Origin of the sequence: Vibrio rhodolitus, assembly GCF_003350325.1 — a bacterium.
Taxonomy (GTDB): Bacteria; Pseudomonadota; Gammaproteobacteria; order Enterobacterales; family Vibrionaceae; genus Vibrio; species Vibrio rhodolitus.
On the sequence record NZ_QLYZ01000003.1, the window covers coordinates 25185 to 45598 of the forward strand.

Annotated in this window: 18 protein-coding genes; 7 read left to right on the forward strand and 11 right to left on the reverse strand. The window is 44.6% G+C overall.

From position 1 onward, the window contains the following. The first annotated feature begins 88 nt into the window (after positions 1-88). A complete protein-coding gene (locus tag DPF93_RS03645; protein WP_114764869.1) occupies positions 89-1087 on the forward strand; it encodes a TRAP transporter substrate-binding protein in 999 nt (332 codons plus the stop codon). A gap of 95 nt (positions 1088-1182) precedes the next feature. Then, a complete protein-coding gene (locus DPF93_RS03650) occupies positions 1183-1848 on the forward strand; it encodes a GntR family transcriptional regulator (RefSeq protein ID WP_164675308.1) in 666 nt (221 codons plus the stop codon). Between the two features lie 84 nt (positions 1849-1932). On the opposite strand, the gene DPF93_RS03655 is transcribed toward DPF93_RS03650, so the two are convergent. Next, positions 1933-2811, reverse strand: coding sequence for a LysR family transcriptional regulator (locus tag DPF93_RS03655; protein ID WP_114765149.1), 879 nt, complete (start codon positions 2809-2811; stop codon positions 1933-1935). 116 nt (positions 2812-2927) lie between these two features. Here DPF93_RS03655 and DPF93_RS03660 point away from each other — a divergent pair, with 116 nt between their 5' ends. Next, positions 2928-3356 carry a PACE efflux transporter gene (locus DPF93_RS03660; protein WP_114764871.1) on the forward strand — a complete coding sequence of 143 codons (429 nt, stop codon included), beginning with the start codon at positions 2928-2930 and terminating at the stop codon, positions 3354-3356. Positions 3357-3595: 239 nt separating this feature from the next. Here DPF93_RS03660 and DPF93_RS03665 read toward each other — a convergent pair whose 3' ends face one another. After that, positions 3596-5101, reverse strand: a complete 1506-nt coding sequence (locus DPF93_RS03665; RefSeq protein ID WP_114764872.1) for a glutathione synthase — start codon at positions 5099-5101, stop codon at positions 3596-3598. Between the two features lie 312 nt (positions 5102-5413). Between DPF93_RS03665 and DPF93_RS03670 the strand changes: the two genes are divergently transcribed. Then, a complete protein-coding gene (locus tag DPF93_RS03670) occupies positions 5414-6160 on the forward strand; it encodes a phosphatase (protein ID WP_114764873.1) in 747 nt (248 codons plus the stop codon). 90 nt (positions 6161-6250) lie between these two features. Here DPF93_RS03670 and DPF93_RS03675 read toward each other — a convergent pair whose 3' ends face one another. The 6 genes from DPF93_RS03675 to DPF93_RS03700 form a co-directional block, all read right to left on the reverse strand. Beyond that, entirely contained in the window at positions 6251-7312 is a 1062-nt protein-coding gene (locus DPF93_RS03675; protein WP_114764874.1) for a DUF4056 domain-containing protein, read from the reverse strand. A gap of 9 nt (positions 7313-7321) precedes the next feature. Beyond that, positions 7322-8440, reverse strand: coding sequence for a BamA/TamA family outer membrane protein (locus tag DPF93_RS03680; protein ID WP_114764875.1), 1119 nt, complete (start codon positions 8438-8440; stop codon positions 7322-7324). A gap of 12 nt (positions 8441-8452) precedes the next feature. Beyond that, entirely contained in the window at positions 8453-9289 is an 837-nt protein-coding gene (locus tag DPF93_RS03685; RefSeq protein ID WP_114764876.1) for a TonB-dependent receptor, read from the reverse strand. Between the two features lie 337 nt (positions 9290-9626). Then, positions 9627-9977, reverse strand: coding sequence for a Rid family hydrolase (locus DPF93_RS03690; protein WP_114764877.1), 351 nt, complete (start codon positions 9975-9977; stop codon positions 9627-9629). An 11-nt stretch (positions 9978-9988) separates the two neighbouring features. Beyond that, entirely contained in the window at positions 9989-10606 is a 618-nt protein-coding gene (locus DPF93_RS03695; RefSeq protein ID WP_114764878.1) for a LysE family translocator, read from the reverse strand. 167 nt (positions 10607-10773) lie between these two features. Further along, a complete protein-coding gene (locus DPF93_RS03700; RefSeq protein ID WP_114764879.1) occupies positions 10774-11199 on the reverse strand; it encodes a hypothetical protein in 426 nt (141 codons plus the stop codon). A gap of 323 nt (positions 11200-11522) precedes the next feature. Here DPF93_RS03700 and DPF93_RS03705 point away from each other — a divergent pair, with 323 nt between their 5' ends. From DPF93_RS03705 to DPF93_RS03715, 3 genes are all read left to right on the forward strand, one after another. Next, positions 11523-13151, forward strand: coding sequence for a methyl-accepting chemotaxis protein (locus DPF93_RS03705; protein WP_114764880.1), 1629 nt, complete (start codon positions 11523-11525; stop codon positions 13149-13151). A gap of 244 nt (positions 13152-13395) precedes the next feature. Next, positions 13396-15294: a PhoX family protein gene (locus tag DPF93_RS03710; protein WP_114764881.1), complete on the forward strand. Its 1899-nt coding sequence runs from the start codon at positions 13396-13398 to the stop codon at positions 15292-15294. Positions 15295-15850: 556 nt separating this feature from the next. Next, positions 15851-17176, forward strand: a complete 1326-nt coding sequence (locus tag DPF93_RS03715; protein ID WP_244204667.1) for a sensor domain-containing diguanylate cyclase — start codon at positions 15851-15853, stop codon at positions 17174-17176. Positions 17177-17229: 53 nt separating this feature from the next. On the opposite strand, the gene DPF93_RS03720 is transcribed toward DPF93_RS03715, so the two are convergent. The 3 genes from DPF93_RS03720 to DPF93_RS03730 form a co-directional block, all read right to left on the reverse strand. Continuing rightward, complete coding sequence (locus DPF93_RS03720) at positions 17230-17946, reverse strand: class I SAM-dependent methyltransferase (RefSeq protein WP_114764883.1); 717 nt, start codon at positions 17944-17946, stop codon at positions 17230-17232. Positions 17947-17970: 24 nt separating this feature from the next. Further along, positions 17971-18618 (reverse strand): LysE family translocator, encoded by a 648-nt coding sequence (locus DPF93_RS03725; RefSeq protein WP_114764884.1) that lies wholly within the window; start codon positions 18616-18618, stop codon positions 17971-17973. A 589-nt stretch (positions 18619-19207) separates the two neighbouring features. Then, positions 19208-20095 (reverse strand): DUF4238 domain-containing protein, encoded by an 888-nt coding sequence (locus DPF93_RS03730; RefSeq protein WP_164675309.1) that lies wholly within the window; start codon positions 20093-20095, stop codon positions 19208-19210. Positions 20096-20414: the final 319 nt, after the last annotated feature.

A 20414-nucleotide genomic window follows, 5' to 3' on the forward strand; every position in this document is an offset into this window, starting at 1 on the left:
ACACGGAGTCGCCCAACTCGCGACTCCCAAATAACTTACTAAAAATATTCACCCTACATTAATTCGATTAAACAAAAGGTTAATAACGATGAAATTGAAAAAATCTCTACTTGTTGCAGCTCTTGGGCTATCGACCGCTTTTGCCTCTAGCATCTCTGTTGCAGCAGACATCATTCGCATCGGTCACGGCACTAACGAAAGCTTCCATCTACATCGTGCGCTACTCGAATTTAAAAATGAAATCGAAAAAAATTCTGACGGTCGCTATGAAGTACAAATTTTCCCACAATCACAAATGGGTCCAGACCGCGAGATGGTAGAAGCAACGCAATCTGGCATGTTGCAAATCGCGGTACCGCCGTCATCAATTCTTGCTAGCTGGGACCCTTCTTTTGACGTGATTGAATTGCCATTTATTTACCCAAGCAAACAGGCTGCGTTTAACGTGGTTAACAGTGAAGTGGGTGATAAATTGCTACAAAGACTCGACAGTATGAACCTAAAAGGTCTTGGTTACATGGAGAGTGGTGTTCGCCATATCACCAACAACAAGCGCCCAATCAAAACCACTGATGATTTAAACGATATTAAGATCCGTACCATGAAGGTGCCATCACACCTTGATACCTTTAACAGCGTTGGCGCTTCAGCAACACCAATGAACTTTGGTGAAGTCTACTCAGCGCTGCAACAAAAAGTTATCGATGGGCAAGAGAACCCAACATCCATCATCTACTCACAGCGCTTTTACGAAGTTCAAAAGTACATGTCTCTTACCAACCACGTAGTAACTTTCTACTTACCGGTCATGAACTATGAATTTTGGATGATGCTATCACCTGAAGATCAAAAACTGATCACAGATGCATTTGACCATGCCGTTGCTTTCCAGAACAAAATCGTTGAAGCCGAAGATAAACAACAGCTTGCAGAAATGATTGAAGCAGGCTTAGAGGTGAATGAACTGACTCCTGAAGCGATGCAGGTGCTGGTCGATCAAACTCAACCGGTTCGTGAAAAATACCGCTCTAAGATCGGTGAAGATCTTTACGACGAATGGTCTGCAAAAGCCAAAGCTGCACTTTAAAGATTTCCCCCCTCTTACGGGAGGGGGACTCTGCAAACCGTTCGAATTAGGGTAAAATAACTTTTGAGTAGATTCATATAGATATGGTAACTAAGTTGAAAAGCATCACGCGACCAAAAAGCCTGACTGAGAACGTAGCAGAAAACTTACGTCTCTCGATTGTTAGCGGTGAACTAACACTGGGTCAGCCTTTATCTGAGGCTTCGCTATCAGAAGCTTTTGGGGTGAGTAAAACGCCCGTTCGAGAAGCCCTATTCATGCTTAAGCAAGAAGGCTTAATTGATATCATTCCCCAAAAAGGCAGCTTTGTTTTTAAGCCAGATGAAAAATCGATTGTCGAGCTTTGCAACTTCCGCAGTTATCTTGAGCCGGTTGCGGTTGAAGAATCGATGCGTAATTCTCGCGAGGAATTTCTAGAATCACTGGAAATCTGCATCGTGAAAATGGAGCACAAGTTAAGAAACAAAGATTACAAAGCATTCTTGCTGCTTGATGGTGAGTTCCACGAGAGTTTCTTCCATTTCTGTCAAAACTCGTTCCTGCAAAAAAGCTATCAATTAGTGCAGTACCATATCGGTGCTATTCGTAGTCACCTTACGAGCACTGATGAAGCGATGGAAGAAATCCTACAGGATCATCGCAAAATATATGAAATGCTAAGCGCTGGCGAACTTGAAACCGCGCAAGCGACACTGCGTAGCCATGTGCTTGATATAAAAACACTTATCGAAGCTTGTGTATTGTCACAAAAAGCGGGCTAATACCCGCTTTAACCTCACCAATTAGCGTGCTCCAGCCAGCCTATACAAGATGCCTGCTCGCACGCTAGTGACTCTTAAACCCCATTACATACCGCTGGCTTGCAGCAGCTCAATCAACTTCTCGCGCACCGGACCTGACGCTTGGCTGCGTGATACAAGGCAGCCTGTGGTGGTTAGCCAACCCTCTTTTTCATGGGCAACCGGCAACTTGGCAAGTTTGCCTTGCTCAATCATTGGGCTTGCCATTACCTCGGGTACCAATGCCCAACCGATGCCTTGGCTGGCGAGCGTCACCATCATTTGGTGACTGTTGGCATGCCAATAATTGGAGCTAATGCCATAGCTAAACCACAGCTCCTTTTCGCTGGCGCTGCGGTGAACAATTTGGCGATGGGCTTTTAAGTCTGAGTCGCGTACCTCCACCAAACTGGCAAGGTGGTGCTCACTCGCCGCAACGGTCACAAAGCGCATCTGTCCGAGCGTAAAAAAGTCCATATCTTCTCTTAACTCGCCATCCGCGAAAATGATACCGACTTGCGCTTTGTTACTACGTACTAACTCTTCCACATCAAACGTCGATACCGTGATCAGCTCAATATTGGTTACCGGAAATGCTTGCGCTAGACGAGAAAGGACCGCTAATAACTCATCCGTCACCAAACATTCATCAACCGCAATCGCGAGGGTGTTTTCAATGCTCTGTTCTAAAGACTCGACCTTTTGATCGAACAATTGCTGCTGCCCAAGAATCGATCGGGCAATCGGCAGCAAGGCAAGCCCCGTTGCCGTTAAGCTAAGCGCATTCTTTTCCCGGCTGAACAAGTCTTTATTAATCGCCACCTCTAGGTTCGCAATGGACTGGCTTACCCCAGATTGAGCGCGTTTCAACTTACGAGCTGCCGCAGACACCGTGCCGCATTCACACACGGTGACAAAGATTTTGAGTTGTTCAAGACTGTACATAAAGGACTCTGAAGCTGCCATCAACCAAGCCATCACGATATGTGATAGCTGCTAACTTTCATTCTAATCTCAAAACCGCATAATCGCCGCCTGTTTTTAGTTATGAGGACTATTGAGTGAGTCGTTTAGAACGCGTATTTCACGCAGTACTATTTGAAGTGTTAGCAATTTCGCTAGCGATTACAGGTTTGGCTATTTTTACCGATCATGAAGTGGCGCATCTATCAGGAACCATGATAGTCGTAGCGACCATCGCGATGATTTGGAATGTATTTTTTAACTGGGTGTTCGATAAATTTGTAACCGGCAAAAAAGAACAACGCTCTTTGATGACGCGCATCAATCATGTGGTTTTGTTTGAAGCAGGTTTGCTGTTCTTTACCGTACCTGTAATGGCTTACATACTGCAAGTGAGCCTTTGGGAAGCGTTAGTTATGGACATCGGCGTCACCATTTTTATCACCATTTATGCCTTTGTGTTTAACCTCGCTTATGATCATATTCGCGCATGGCTCGTTGAGCGTCGCTCTCCTGCAGTAGCTTGATACTTACCAGTACAAAAACGACGAAGCCGAGCAATGCTCGGCTTCTTATACCAATCAGGATAAGTAAGTGGTCAGAAAATTGCGCAAGAAAAATCGCTTAGAACTAGGCGCAGATTGCCGCTAACTAGTTATTCTAATTACAAAATCTGCAACAACGTTATCAGCGATTTTAATCAGCAAGAATGATCAAAGACTTATGATGATTGGTATTAACATCAACTTGCAAAGTTGGAAAAGGCTTAATCCACCAGCATCAAGGAATCAAGTATGCCTTTACCACTGTGGATACCACCTTCGTTTTCACTTGAGGGTTTGCTGCGAATTAAATAGCCCGCATAACCATCAAATTCCGTCACTGCTTGCCTTTTATAGTGCGCGGTAAATAAACCAATTTCACTGATCAAATCATCGACGATGGTCTGCTTAGCATCACGAACTGCGACGGTTGGTTTTTCACGCTCATGGGGATACAAACGCTGCATCAACGCCCACGCGTCGTACTCTTCCGGTTTCAATTGCGCCAGTTTTATGCCGATGTCATCAGCAAAAATACAGTGACCACCACCCTCGCCTTGGTTTTTAAGTACCCACTGAGATTTGTCGGCATGGCGATTAAACCATTCGATATTGGCTAAATTTACTGGCTTCATTTCCGCCAGCACGCTTTTAACTAGCTCTGCTTCTTCAAGGGTTAATCCCCAACGCAGGTATTGCTCAGCAGGCAACATAGTCAGTATCATTTGCATCGATTTACTCGTCGCCAGTTGCTGACTGATAGTAGCGTTCATTGCCACTTTATGTTGCTCGATAAACACACGAGTTTGGCTCAGAGTATGACAGCACTGCGCTTCAACAATCTCAGGATCGCAGTAGTCAGAATGTTGATAACCGGCGCGCAGATACACCGCATCAATCGCGCCAACGTCTTGCAGCATCAAGCGTTGATTTTCGCCACTTGATAGCTGGTAACTTAGCTGAGCAAAGGTACGTCTAACTGTTCGCACGCCAAGATGTTGCAATGCAACTTCCAACAAATGCTGATCATAAACATTGTCTTCATTGGGCTGAACCACCATCAAAAACGTCGCTCGACCTTCATCATCGAACTCTTGTTTAATGCTCTTTGCCGCCGTCGCAATACCCAGCGCTAACTGCTCCATACCAAGGTTATCCGCAGGCGTTGCGGCTTGGGTAACAGACCATTGTTGGAACTGCATTGGCCACTGTTGCTCAATATAGCGATGAAGCTGAGTCGCACGCTGTCCAAACGGTGCCATGCCAGCTGCAATACCGTTAAACTCAATCACTTTGGCGCCCAATTCACGATCATCCATAAAGTCTGTGCGCATCAACAATAGCGGCTCGCGCGCAGGCGCTAGCAATACGCCACCTTCACTTTCGTTCTGAGCTTGTTCAGCCTTTCCATGCAGTTGCTGATGCATTGACATCAACAAAGCAAAAAATGGCTCGGCTTGGGACATTTTAGCGAGCGATTGACGCAAGAACGCATGGTCTTCAGAGACATTGCTGATCAACTTGGCGATTAATGGCGTCACCTTTAACAGATGTTGATACATGTGGCGCTCTAATGTGGTTGGCGCAATGCTAAACGGACAGTGCCTTGCGGTATTATCCGCCTGTTTAAAAGCAACTCCATGCATGATTGCCCACTCACTCACATCTTCAATCAGCTGTTGAGAAAGCAAGGGTTTAATCTGTTCCAAAGTTTCTGGGGTGTTTTTCATTTATTCAGTTACGCAAAGTTAATCATCGTCTAACTACTAAGACGAACAAAGTCTGAAAAAGACGGCGCGAGTTTAAAAATATTTTGCCTGACTGGATAGCAAAATTTTCATCGCCGGTAACGAAAGCGATTTAAGGGAAAGGAGGAAATGCTAAGCAGCATAATTGACCGCTTTTTCCAGCGGGAATTCCTTGCAAGCCCTAGCGTTAAATCGCAGAATAATTGAACATTTTGTCAGTTGTTGTTAGTAGATATACAAGAGAGGCAGTAAGCATTCTCTTTGTTATCTATTTTGCGTTTTTCGGGAGGGAAAATGGATATAGTGGTTGATACTCATACACATACGCTTGCAAGTGGGCACGCTTACAGCACAATCATAGAAAATGCGGCAGCCGCGCAGCGCAAAGGGCTTAAACTGCTTTGCAATACCGACCATGCACCAAAAATGCCGGGCGCTCCTCACTACTGGTTTTTCCACAACCAAATTGTATTACCTCGTTTTCTCAGCGAAGTGGGGATTATTCGCGGTGTTGAAGCAAACACCTTAAACACTGACGGCGAAATCGATCTCTACGATGATTCGTTCCAATACCTCGATTGGGTGATGGCGAGTTTTCATGAGCCTGTTTTTCGTCCCGCCAGTGAAGAAGAACACACTCAAGCCCTGTTAAACGTGATCAAAAATGGCAAAGTCGATGCGCTTGGTCATTTGGGTAACCCTAACTTCAAGTTTGATATCAAAACCGTACTAGAGTGCGCTAAACAGCACAATGTCGCGATTGAAGTGAATAACTCCTCGTTAACTGGCAAAAGCCGTAAGGGCAGTGATGTACGTTGTGATGAGATTGTACGAATCGGCGCTGAGATTGGCGTATTTTTCACGACCGGCTCCGATGCCCATTTCTGCGAAGACATTGCCAATCTAGATCATGCGGTAACTTTACTAAATAAACACAATGTGGCAGAAGAGAAAGTGATCACCTCAAGCACCAGCCGCTTCCTCAACTTCTTGTTGCTGCGCGGTAGAGAGCGTATCACTGAGTTCGAACACCTCTATTAAGCCAAAGCGAATTTGATCTTAGACAGAATGAGAATCTAGCTATTTACAAGTAAGCCCTTGATGAATAAACCAAGGGCTTTTTCCATGCCATTACTTATCTGGGTGAGTGCGTTGATCATTCTGTTTGGCAAAATCAGCAATCGTCTGGAACTGTTCTGCGCGCCAAATCGGCATAGTCGTTAGATCCTGAGGCAGCTCGGAAAAGGATTTCTCTTTTGTGCTGGCATGCAATTCAAGCGACACCCAATCTTCTATCACTTGCTGATTGGCAAAATGGGCATCAAGGCTCAACGCTTGGTTAGCGGTTGGGTAGTTGGGTTTAAGCTCTAGACCTAAATGGTAGTCACGAAACAGCACCACCCATTTATCCGGCAAACGGCGACTGCTGTCCCACCAGACACCATCGAGCTGCTGCATAACATCACGAGTCACCGCTTTGGGCTGCACTGCTAGCGCCTCTAACGCTTGCTGAAAAACACTATCCATCGCCTGAGCAAAACCCTCAGGGCAGGCGTCTGGCTGCTTGAGCAAAATATCTCGAGCTAACATTGCCCCCAGCATATTGGAGTAAAGATCTTCAGAAGAAAAAGCCGAGGCGTACTCTTTAAAACCGGTGACCGAAACCATGCCAAACCACTGTGCTATTTCATGCCACTGGGCAAGTCGGTAGGCGGTGAGAGCCGCCGCTTGGGCGGAGTATTGGAGGCGCTGTTGCTCGGTTAGTGCTGTATCTTGCTTAGTCCAGCGAATGGTGCGTACTCGCAGCTCTACGGGCAAATCGACCTGCACATCCAAACCTAAATTATCTCGGTTGAGCTGATAGAGATAGTAAGTGTAATCCGCGGTATCGCGCACATGGGCAGTATCAATAAAGCCACCCAACTTAGTAAATATAATGCCGTTTACTTCATCATTAAAACCAAACAGGCTGCCTGATACGGACTCACTCCCATCGTTGTAGCGATGCGTACCCACTTCATCTGCGGCTAAAACGTTTTCAAGAGAAAAAAAGGGCACCGGAACACTGCCGAGTTGCGCTTTAAGATCCATACCAAAGGCACAACAAGGTCTAACTCCCACTGGCGCTTTAAGCTCGTCGGCTTGAGTGAATCCCCCCACCAAGCTCAACAATAACAATGCGACTTTCTTCACTCACCACCTCTAGAATGCTTCGTTAATTTGGAAGTAGAAACCCGTACTCTCTTTACCAACAGCTAAATCAACGCGCACATTAATGCGCGCTTTAAAGGCAAAGCGATAACCAAGGCCAACGCTTGGTAACCAATCGCTTTCAAATAACTCGCCATAACTAGGCGCGACGTTACCCATACCTAACCATGTCACCACTCCATGACGCCCGGAGATGGTATGACGCACTTCGACTTGTGTAGAGAGCTGGTGTTTATCGCGGTACTGCCCTTGGTAGTAGCCGCGCATACGTTGATCATCACCCAACTGTGCGTAGTCAAACCAAGGCGCTTCACCGATAATCGATTGAGAGTAGACTTCCATCGCAATGATGGTGGCATCTGACCAAGGCTGATAATGGCGAATGTTAGCAATCAAATTGTCGTAGTTGCTGTCACTGCCAAGGCTTTCGCGGTTTGCCGTCCATTCGATATCAATAAACTGGCCATGCATAGGGTTAGGCTCAAAGTCGCGGGTATCGTATTCAAAACCAATCACGCTACCGCTTGAGGTCGCATCTTGCATTTCGGTTGGTAGAATATCGCCATCAACGCCTTTTAACTCGCTATAAGACTGCCATTGCCAACCCGCTTTAAGGTAGGTATCAGGTAACACTTCAGCGGCGAGTTTGGGATTAAATTGCAGGCGCTGCGCTTCATACTGAACTTTCTGGCTGTCATTTTCTGCAGCACGAGTGCCGATACCCCAGTAATAACCGGGCGTATGGCTAATCCAAGCTTCGCCGAGCAGACGGACTTTATCGTTATTGAGATAGGTGCGGTTATTCACTCCAAGCCCATATGAGCCTGAAGTGGATGCATAAGAGGTGACGGTTAACGTCGAATAAGGGTCGCCTTTGTGCCAATCATAAGGGGTATAAAGACCGACTGCCGCCACGCCAATACCAAAGCCCTGCTCAGGGTTTACAAATGGACCAGGTAACACGCCCCAATCAATCAGCTTTGATTCATCAACAGTTTCACTGGAACCCAGTTTTGTTAGCAACTCATCCATCCAGCCCTGCTCCTCTTGAGCAAGCACTGCCGAAGAGGCGAAAACCGTTGAACAGATAGCAACACAGACAGCTTTCATCACCACTACTCCCTAAAAGCGGTAATCAAACGAGAAGAACAAGCTTTCTCGCTCTCCAAACCCCATTTCCCCTAGTAAATAGAGGCTATCGTTAATTTGATACTGCATGCCCGCGAGTGTATTCCATTCTGAGGCAAGGCTTTGTTTTACTTCAAAGGAGCCATCAAGAGGCATGTTGAGTAGGTCATCAAGCGAACCAGACAACTGCTGCTCTACGTCTTGATACATGGCTCCGACCCAAACCCGCAATGGCACACCATTGCGATGAAAGTCATACCCAACGCGCGGCGACACTACATAAGCATCAATAGCGCCATCAATCACTGTAAGCTTTGTCTGCGTATAGCTCGCATCAACAAGAGCAAACCACTGCTCGTATCCCCCAGCTAGGACAAAACCTGCGCCCAAAATATCTCCATCTAGATCAAGACTAAATTTCTCAATTTTGTCTTTATAAATAGGAATAAATTTATTTTTACCCTTGATACCAACGGTGTAGTCAACCGAGGTCTCTGAATACCCTTCCAGTTTTCCAACCAATGCATAAAGGTTTAGGAAAGGGAATAACCACATATCAGCACGCAAAGTAATGACATCTGTGACTTGCTTACCCGGCTCAGCTTCCATTTCGACACCAAATGGGCCTAGGTTTAACCCTTGCAACGCAATAGATTCAACATTGATCCCCTGCTCCATGCTCATATAGCTCAAATTTAAACCAAACGCTTTGGGTAACTTGTAGCCAAGGGCTTCGGCTTCTTCTTTCCAGATCGGTAAAGAGAAGGATTCTGCATTTGCACCAGCAGCAAATAAACAAGAGGTTGCAAACAACAACGAGCGTAATTTCATTAGTAAATATCGAAATGCGTGGCGATCTAGACTTTGCCGACAGTTATCATCGATCCAAGTCCGTAGCCAAAAATTAATACACGCTTTATTTGGGCAATAAAGCACCACTGTATTGTGTGAGACAGGTAAGGATTGTTGTTATTTTAAGCATTCTCACGTAAGTGTGCGGAATCATATCCTGTGATGTACAAAATGTAAACTACAGAGTTTACTTATGTAAAATAACGAATAAAAAACAGCCTCAATAGTGACGCTCAGCTGTACGCTATTCACCAACGTAACAAGGCAGCGGCTACTCGCCTGCTGCCTTGGAAACTTGATCGCTAATGCTTTGCTGTTATTCCCTTATGGCAGTAACTGTCACTTCAATCAAAACATCACCCTCTAGATCAACGCCTAAACAGGCACGCTGGGGCCAATGATTTTCATCTTCTCCCAACCAGTCACACCAAACACGATCCATCAATGCCTTATCCTTCATGTCTGCAATATAGACTTTAGCACTGACAATTCGGTGCTTGTGCGACCCCAGCTGGATAAGGTTTGCTTGTATGGTTTCTAGTGTCAATTGAGTTTGACCAACGATATCTAAAGTCACATCCGATGATGTTGCCACCGTCCAAACAAGATCTTTATAAGCCGAAGATTTATTACGACCTTGATAGGCGCCACGAATCCTTTCTATCATCTCTACCCCTCCTAATTTCTGACAGCCAACATAACGCCACATGAGGCTAAGATGCTGGCTGAACAACGATTTAGCCACTGCCTCGCACGGTTACTTTGCAACATCACGCGAGACCTAGCGGCAAAATAGGCGTACGTAGCCAACACACCTCCAACCGATAATGTCGACGTTAAAATAATCGTTACCACATCGAACATACCAATGGTTGTAATATCCACAAACACAGGGAAAAAGCCCATATAAAACAAGATGGCTTTAGGATTGGCTAAACCTACCACCAGACCACTTAGTACGCATGATGCATGTTTGGTTTTCGGTTGCTCAGCATCGGATAGGGTCGTCTGTGTGCTCGCATTCCAAGTTTGGTAAGCAAGCCACAGCAAGTAAGCAATCCCGAAGTATTTAACCCAAGAGGCAAACTCCCCCATCACCGCAGCTGCAGCCGTTAATCCTGACAGGGCGAGAAAGATAAAGATGTAGTCACCAAGCATGATCCCGGCAAGCGTTAACAAGCCTTGTTGCAAACCATGCGTCATTGAGCGCGAGACCACAGCCAAGACGCTTGGACCTGGGATCAGTGCTGAAATCGCCATAGCGACAAAAAGAGACAGTATTGCTGCAACAGTCACGAGAACCTCCATTGTTTTCGACTGTGCTCAAAGGTACCTTACGTGCCACAAAATACGCGCAAAAACTCAACAGAGTTAGAGGTCTATCGAAAGAATGACTATGTCCAACAAAAAAGCCCGCAGCGGTTTAACTGTGGGCTTTAAAATTTTCGAAACCAATCGGTCGCTTACATCACACACTCTTGTGCAGCTTTTGCTTTCTCAATCCCTTGCTCAATCACTGACTGAGTTTCTTCGCTGCCGATAGCTGTTAACACTTTATCTAGTAGCTTTTCTGCGGTTGATTCAGACGTCGCATCAACTAAGCAGCTGTATGTATTGGCAATTTTATCTTGAACTTCCGTAAGGATTTCAGGATTTGAAAAGTCAGCATTCATCGCATCTTCAATTGAAGCGGCAAACTCTTTGGCTGACTCTGTCGCCGCGCCAAACTGTTCTAAATTCAGGCTGCTTGGGTCAAAAGACTCCATCTTCTCTTGCAGACTATCCACAGCACTATTTGCTGCTTCTTGAGCTTGGTCAATGGCTTTAGTTGCATCTTCACAGCCTGCCAATGCAGCGACCAGTGCTAATGCTGTTATGGTTTTTTTCATGGGTAACCCTCAAACGAAACTCGCTATAGCCACGCATAATAAGACAAGCAGCCCAGATACGAAACTTTAATATCGTCACGGTCTGTAACTAAATTCTCACCAACACGACCGCTCGCATGATGAAAGACCGCCGACAGTTTCAACAAGAAATGTAACCATGATCAAAATAACAGCAGATGCAATGCTGAATATTTTAAAAACCGTACTTCATTCCAATTAATGTTGCATATGGTTTGAAAACCAAGCGAGCGTGAAGATTATCGCAGCAATCAAAATTTTTAATCAGTACTTTATGCGATTAAATTATACATCGAGATAAAGTCATGATTCGCATTAAAGATATAACAATAAAAACTCAACTCTTCTTCCTCGCCGCTTTTTCCATTGTCAGTTTCTCCTTGCTCATTGTCTTCTTTTTGAGTTACCTACAATCGACCCAAAGCTACTTAAATCAACGTATTCAAAGCAACTATCAATATTCTATGAATAGCGCAGCAATCAATAACGAACTTTGGCAAGTTCGAGTTGATTACTTTCGTTCTGTTTACTCTCAAACTGACCGAGACGAATACAGCAAAAAGCTGGACAGTTGGTATCAGCAAATCAACCAACAAATCAAAAGCGATTTCTCTTCCTTTCCACAGCCAGAGATCCTCGATAGCATCGCCACCAGTAGCAAAGAATATTACGACCATATCAAACAAGCGAAGAGGGTTTTCGACCAATTCGACCGGGGAGAAATATCGTTAGCTGAGCGCCAACAATGGATGCAAGTCAACGCCGTCAACGGTCTTGAACTCATTAATGCGATTCAAAGCCTTTCCGATACAGCTCATGACTATGCTGATCAAAGAATCGCAGAAAGCGATGATGCACTGCGACAATCACTCATCAACATCTTAATCGCCACAGCAATTACAGCGGTGGTTCTGGTGTTTATTGCGCTTATCATCGTTCGCAATATTGTCAACGCTATTAAAGCGGTACAAACTGGCATTCATGCTCTAGCCAGTGGTGACTTAACCGCTCAATTACCAGACTTGGGTAAAAATGAACTGGGTTTACTGGCAGAACAATTCAACCAATCAAATAATAAACTTAACCACACCATGCGTGAGTTAACGAACGTTAGTAATAGTGTTGCAACTGCAGCAACAGAGCTGGCGGTAATTACCACCCAATCCATGCAAAATGCTCAAGATGAGCTCTCCCGTGTCGAACAAATTGCAACCGCCTCTACCGAAATGGCATCAACGGCAACTGAAGTGAGTCAAAATGCTGATTTAGCAGAAAACGCCGCACAGCAAGCAACACAAAATGTTGAGCAAGGCAGTATGTCCCTCACCCAATCTCAAACTCTATCAGCACAAATGACGCAGTCGATTGATGAAACCAGTGGCATTATGGGAGAGCTGCGTTCACAGGTTGAGCAGATAAGCGCCGTTATCAACCTTATTAATGATGTTTCAGAGCAAACCAACTTGCTGGCACTAAATGCAGCCATTGAAGCGGCTCGAGCGGGTGAGCAAGGTCGAGGTTTTGCCGTTGTTGCCGATGAGGTACGTAACCTCGCCGCGAAAACCCAATCAGCAACTGTCGATATTTCAACGATCATTCAAAGCTTGCAGCAGCAGTCTCGTGTCGCGGAAACCTCGATGCAAAATAACATGACTTTGATTGAGCAAAACAATCAATGTCAGCAAGCCTTAAAAGCGGCTTTTGACGATATTCAGCAAGCCGTAGTACAGATCTCAGAACAAAATGCGATGGTGGCTGCTGCCTCTGAAGAGCAAGCGGCGACCAGTGCTGATATCTCACAGCATATCGATTCGACCTCAACACTCGTCAATCAGAATGTCGAAGCGTCAGGGCAAATCTCGCAAGCTTCCGATGAGTTATCCCAATTGTCTGAGTCACAACAGACTATGTTGTCGTTCTTTACTGTCAAATAGCCCAACTCAAGCGCCTCTTTTGTAGGCGCTTTTTTAGCCCCTACTCAAAATTTACCAACTCTCTCGTTGCCAACACCACTCTCTCAGCCTCCGCCCTAGTACAACTATTAGGCAAAGCAACCTAAAACATCGAAGATAATATTACTGTTAACAAAATGTAACCAAGCCGTCATATCTACCTAGCATGATAGCCATCTAATTCATAAAACCGTTCAATCAGAACGGTAAGCAAAAGGAAGCCATCGTGACGTACTCTAAGCCAAATCCTGATCAGCGCCCTCTTGATAAAGAGCCAGAATTTAATCAATTTGTTGATGCTGCGGTATCTCGCCGCCGCTTCTTACAACTGACAGGTGCCGCTGGCACAGTGGGCTTTTTTGCTGCCAGCCCGATCAGCCAAGCCATCGCGAAAACCACATCAAGCTCGCCGAACTTACTTGGCTTTACAGCGATCCCAATTTCAACCGCTGATACGGTTGTCGTCCCTGAAGGCTATAAAGCCGATGTTTTGATCTCATGGGGCGATGCGGTTATCAAAGGTGCGCCTGATTTTGCACAGAGTAACAACGCTAAAGCGCAGGAGATGCAGTTTGGTGACAATAATGACGGCATGAGTTTTTTTCCCATCTCTGATCAGCGTGCAGTGTTGGTGGTCAACAATGAATACACCAACAATGAATATCTCTACTCACATCAAGGCAAACAGATCTCTGCCGATGACGCACGCAAGGCGCAAGCAGCCCATGGCGTTTCCATCATTGAACTTAGCAAAGTCGATGGTAAATGGCAGGTGAATGTAGACGGTCGCCTTAATCGCCGCGTCACAGCCTATACGGAAATGGAAATCACTGGCATTGCCGCAGGTCATCAACACCTACAGACCAAAGCTGACCCATCAGGTAAACAAGTACTTGGCACCTTTAACAACTGCGCGAATGGGCAAACCCCTTGGGGCACTTACCTCACCTGTGAGGAAAACTTTAACGGTTACTTTGCCAACTCTGCCGGCACCAAACTCGATGATACCTACGCGCGCTACGGTCTAAACAATCAAGATCGCGGCTACGATTGGTATAAACACCAAGAGCGCTTCGATATGGCAAAAGAGCCAAACGAGCCACATCGCCACGGCTGGGTGGTAGAAATCGACCCAATGAATCCAAATTCAACACCGAAAAAACGCACCGCATTAGGTCGCTTCAAGCATGAAAATGCCGCCCTCACCATTAATGACGACGGGCATGTTGTGGTCTATCTAGGCGATGATGAACGCGGTGAGCACCTTTACAAATTTGTCTCCAAGAACAAGTACCGCCCTGGTGCTGATTCAAACCGAGACCTACTTGAAGAAGGCACTCTCTATGTAGCCAAGTTTACTGGCACAGAGGGTGAGTTAAAAGGTCAAGGTAAGTGGCTAGAGCTCACTTGGGGTAAAAATGGTTTAACTCCAGAAAACGGCTTTGCCGATCAAGCATCAGTGCTGATCTTCGCTCGACTGGCAGCTACACAAGTAGGCGCAACCACCATGGACAGACCTGAGTGGGTTGCAGTTCATCCAGACAACCAATCGGTATTTTGCACCCTAACTAACAATAAACATCGCGGCGTTAAAGAGTCTCAACCACTTAATGTGGTCAGCCCTCGAGAGAAAAACCCGTATGGTCATATTGTTCGCTGGCGTCCTACTCAAGGCAACCACAACGCTGACACATTCGAGTGGGATATCTACGTTCTCGCTGGCAACCCAGAAGTGCACCCTGATAGCCTAATGGCGGGTAGCGATAACATAAACAAAGACAACATGTTCAACAGCCCAGATGGTATTGGCTTTGATAAAGCGGGTCGTTTGTGGATTCAAACCGATGGCAAATACTCTAATAAAGGCAACTTTGCCGGCATGGGCAACAACCAGATGTTATGTAGCGACCCCGCAAGTGGCGAAATCCGCCGTTTCCTGACCGGACCAATTGCTTGCGAAATTACAGGGTTAACTTTCTCACCAGATTACAAAACCATGTTTGTTGGTGTTCAGCACCCGGGTGAAGATCTGGCTCCGTCGCACTTCCCACAAGGTGGCAATGCTATCCCCCGCTCATCGGTGATTATGATCACTCGCGAAGATGGCGGCGTAATAGGCGCGTAGCCCCCTACTTATGCACACGCCCAACTCGTTCATAAGCCCAGCTGATACTAAGTTGGGCTTTTTCGTTACCCACAGTGCCACTTCCTTCTTCAAACATACCCTTTCTCAAATCACCTAAAATACAGTCATGTTTAATACCTACACTTAAGTTATTGATTAAAAATCACTCTACGCCAAATGCGGATTTAAATTTACCTTATCGACTACTTTTTTTAATCAACATCCTCGATCGTCTCGATCAATCTCATCGATCGATAAACGCAAACCTTCGAACGATAAATAATTTCAATCAAAACAAGTTGTGATAATCATCGATTAAATGATTAATATGCGTATAATTTCGCAAATCTTGTGGGAATTTACTTACAAACACACCACTAAGATGCTTTTCAAGCCGTTTACCTGAGCCTTTTCTTACTTCCACCAAGCAGATCTCTTGGTTGAAGTTCGTATTTTTACTCGATTAAAAAGGCAATATTCGGCGCGTAATTGATATGGATATTTCACAAACAAGTATGGAAACAGGAGTGGCTTATCTTTTTAGGGAAAAATGTGCGTGGTGAAATTAACGAAAGTGATCCTGATTATTACTTCACTGTTTATAGTCACGGAACTGCTAACATCGAAACTCACAGGCATCAATCATGAGCAACACTCTAACCAAGCAATCAGTAAATTAAACAAAGAAATAAAATCCATTTTTAACGATGCTCTGATCACGTCTGAAGTTATCAAAGAGATGGTTTTACTTTCTAACGAGCGCTCAATTAGCTTAGAGCACTTCAATAAAGCCAGCAAAAAGCTGTTAGAAACCTACATTAATGTCGATGCTTTGTTATACCTACCCAATGGTATTGTTGAATTAGCGTATCCATATCAAGAACATAAGCTCGCCATTGGTCACAACGTTTTATCCGATGAAAAGCGTAAACGTGGCGCAAATGAATCAATTACCTATAAAGAAACGACCATAGTCGGACCAATAAAGCTTGTCCAAAATGGGCGACAGGCCTTTGTGCTACGCAAAAGCGTATCCGATGAAAAAGGCTTCATCGGATTATCTTCATCCGTTATCTATCTCGATTCAATATTACGGGTGATTGAAAACCAGCTGAAACAACATGATGTAAAAAACTATTCTATCTCTGGCTATAACCCTGACACCGCAAACCCAGCAGAGAGAGTTATCATATCCGGTGGGGATTTAACGAGTACACCACACAAGGGTGAAATACAGGTATTTGAAACCAAGTGGGATATCGCTATCTATCCAGATAGCAGCAACTTAATACCAAGGTTATTGGTGTTATGCACGCTCGTGGTTACGATTTTAATTCTCGCGGCTCCAGTACGATATTTTAGAAAATACCAAGACTCGGAAAAGCAAAGAAACCATCTACAAAAAGAGGCACATACGGATTTTCTAACCGGGCTCCTCAACCGCAGAGGTTTTGAATTTAAATTTGATAAGGTCAAAGATAACCAGCAAGCAGGTGCTATTGCGGTTTTTGATATCGATTTTTTCAAAAACATCAATGACAACTACGGACATGACGTGGGTGACATGGTGCTAATTCAATTTTCAAAAATCTGCGACGCCCTCATTCATGATGAATTTATTTTGTCGCGCACTGGCGGTGAGGAGTTCATGCTGCTGATGCCAGATATTAGTAAAAGCCAAGCCAAAATAATCTGCGAGAGCTTAAGAGAAGCTGTCGCCAAAGCGCCCATCTTTGTTAAACGGCAGAACATCAATATCACTGTAAGTATCGGAATATCCAATTTCACCAGCACAGACAAACTGGAAACTGCCGTCGCCTTTGCCGATAAGGCGCTTTACCTTGCGAAAAGAACCGGACGCAATCGAGTGTGCATTAACTAAGTAAGCAACATAAAGATGAGCGGGCATCGATTAACCCGCTCAGATTCACCCTATCATTGAGAACTTAAACAGTAGCTCGATTGATAAGTTAAAACCTCTACCCGATGCTGACTTGACCAATCATTCAATTGCTCAACCACCAAATCAAACACGCCATCAGCGCCAAATTTCTCTACCAATTTTTGGTAGCGGGTAGAAGATGAAAACAACACATGTGCCAATTGCTGACTATCCAACCCAAGCTCAATACAACCCTGCTCACAAGCAAGCTCTTGCAGTGACTCGCAATCACTAAAGTTGATGGCATGATCGTAACCCGATGAGCTTGAGGCTATCTCAATGCCCAAGTGCTGCATGAACTTAGCCAGTTGCACCTCGAAGTCATACGCGATGACTAAAGCCTTATCAGCACCAACACGTTGCAGCTCTTTAACTAACGCAGCAGATTTAGCGTAGTAAAGTGAGCCAGCGAAGGTAATGACATCGGCTGTGTTATCGGAAAGCGGAATATTTTCCCCATCTCCAACTAAGTAGCGTGCATTGGCGATAGTTTGAACCTGGTTAAGCATCGCCTCACTAGGTTCAACACCGAGCACCTCGGTGCAATATGGGCTTAGTGCGAGCGTTGACACACCAGTGCCACAACCAATATCTAATCCAAACTTAAATATAGGCTTATTATCCAAGAGCGATTTAAGGATCATTTGGTGGATAGGTGGACGGTAAGCGGCATAATGTTTTGACACTTCATCATTGTATTGTTCGTTCACAATAAATACTCCAAATTAAACAGACTATTGGCTTACCACGGATTTTAGGAAAAGTAGCTTAAGCCCAAAACCGACAAACACCACTCCGGTAACAGATTTCAGCCAATTATTGGCTCTACCTTGACGCACTTTTTGCCCCACTTTAGACAGCAAAGTGATCACCCCTGCAAACCACAAAAAGTTCACACAAGCATGTAAGGTTACCAACAAATAAGCATTTTGAGGGCTTTGACTTAATGAAATAAATTGCGGAAACACCGCGAGGTAGAACATCGACACTTTAGGGTTAAGTACATTGGTAATAAACCCTTGCAGCCACGCTTCCCTAAACGACAAGGCTCGTTTTGCTTCGCTCGCCACTGAGTCATCAATTGTCAGTGTTTTTTTGCGCGCCGCCAAAATGGACTGAATCCCCATCCAGCAAAGATACGCTGCCCCCAGCACTTTAAACACCAAGAAAGCCTGCGCAGACTGCACCAATAGCAGAGAGATACCTAATATAGAAAGCGTGCCGTGAATATAGAATGCCCCGAGAAAACCCAAAATATTGAAGTAGGCTTCCTTCGAGCCGTAAAGTGTTGCTGTTCGGACAATCAATACGCCGTTTGGGCCTGGAGAAATCACCAGCAATGCCGCTAAAAATAAGAAACTCGATATCGCAATAAGATCCATCTCATCTTTCCTATTTGAACGTTCAGAGACAAAAATAGTTATCTTGTTGAGCGGTGCATGGTTACACAATGATGCTATCTATTCGAGGCGACTATTGCAGCAAATGAGAATCTTATTGGGGAATTTGTAAATATCGGAGGTGGATCATTTCTTGGTTTAGTGTTGCTGTATGTTCCGTTTAAAGTTCGCTTTGTCTGTATGTACCGCTCAACGCGGTGAGGGTTTCTTTGAGTTTACTGAAAGCGGTCCAGTTACTCTTTGTCTTACCAAAGAGTAACCAGAAAGGCGCTTTTGTATCGCGCGCGTTGTCCAGCCGGTTTTAGGCGTTCCCGACGCCGAAAACCTAAAAATGCTGTCCTGCATTTTTGCTTAATGATGTGGCAATGTTAACTGAATCGTTTTTGGACACAAACGTGTCAGGGGTTTTGCTAAATTAGCGGAATACGGATTAGTTTAGGTATGTGGGCCTCTAAGTTAGTGACCAAATATTTTTGGCCACTACATAGCTCACTTTATAGGAGAGCAAACTGGTCGTAAGAAGGTTTGGGGCATTTGATTGTTACTAGCTAACGCTTTGTTACATGTAGGTTTATCGCCCCAAGTTAAATTCTGGCACTAGTTCTCGCACAAATTGGCAGACATCCCCTTCATGATCAACATACTGCATATGTTGATTACAAGTAAATCCTTCTATGAGCACTGGCTGATCGTTACTAAAGAACAAGTAGTCTTTTGAATAAACTTGGGTTGCTTCATTGACCATAGTTACAAGTCTTTCGGTTACTGCCATTTTCGCTATTGGTGGATTCGGATTGTAAGCCGAGGGACATGACCATACTATTGCGATTTGGGGTGTGAACGGTATGACTGCTTTAAAGTGGCTCAGACTCTCATGATTCGAAGACAGAGTAGTATAAAAGCCATCGCCAAAAACAAATTCTGCATCATTTGAACACAGTATTACCAATCGCCCAGCATTTTTCGAACTCTTTACTAACGAGTGATACTTCTGGCGGATGTTTGCTGCTACTAACCGTTTAGTCTCTGGCTTATCAAGAGATCCTCTAAAATTTTCGAGCATATTTGTGATTGAGCTTCTATACATTGGAGACCTTACTATAAGCGATAACAAGCACTCACGTAGTATGTCGATTTGAATAGGATTTTCGACACAGCCTATATTTGGATCAGCTGCTTCTACAAAATTCTCAACCGCATTTACCAGTTGAGGCATCGCGTTATCGGGATAGTCAAAATAATTTTCAATGGTCGTGTTCCATGCACTCTCTTTGTTGAAAAACATATTATGCCCATCCGAAATATGGCCAAACTCTTTTGGATTAGAGCGAATTACAACTCCCTTACTGTCAATTCGAGAAACCATTCCGTTTCGATCTAGCCACGACTTAGATAGCGATTTAGGCCACCAGTGATGCTTTTCACCTCGAATTACATTCCTCGCTTTAACTTGCTTCAAAATCACCTCATTAGAGTCACATAACACTTTATAGACATATGTTTTCCGTCTTTGCATTTCGTCTATGTTGCTGCCATTTTTTATGAAACTCAACTGTTATCAATCTGTTGTGTGAATCTGTATATAGTCACGGATGGTGAACTACGGAAAAATTCCGAAGACGAGACTAAAGTACGGATTAGATTAACTTGGTCTATTAGTGTATTGGATAGGTCGTCGATTCATTTGGTCTGAAAAGCTTTGGGGCAAAATCAAGTTAGAGCTAATTCGGTAATCACAGCAATTTTGATATTAAAGAAGGCTTTCAGAGTCAACTGAA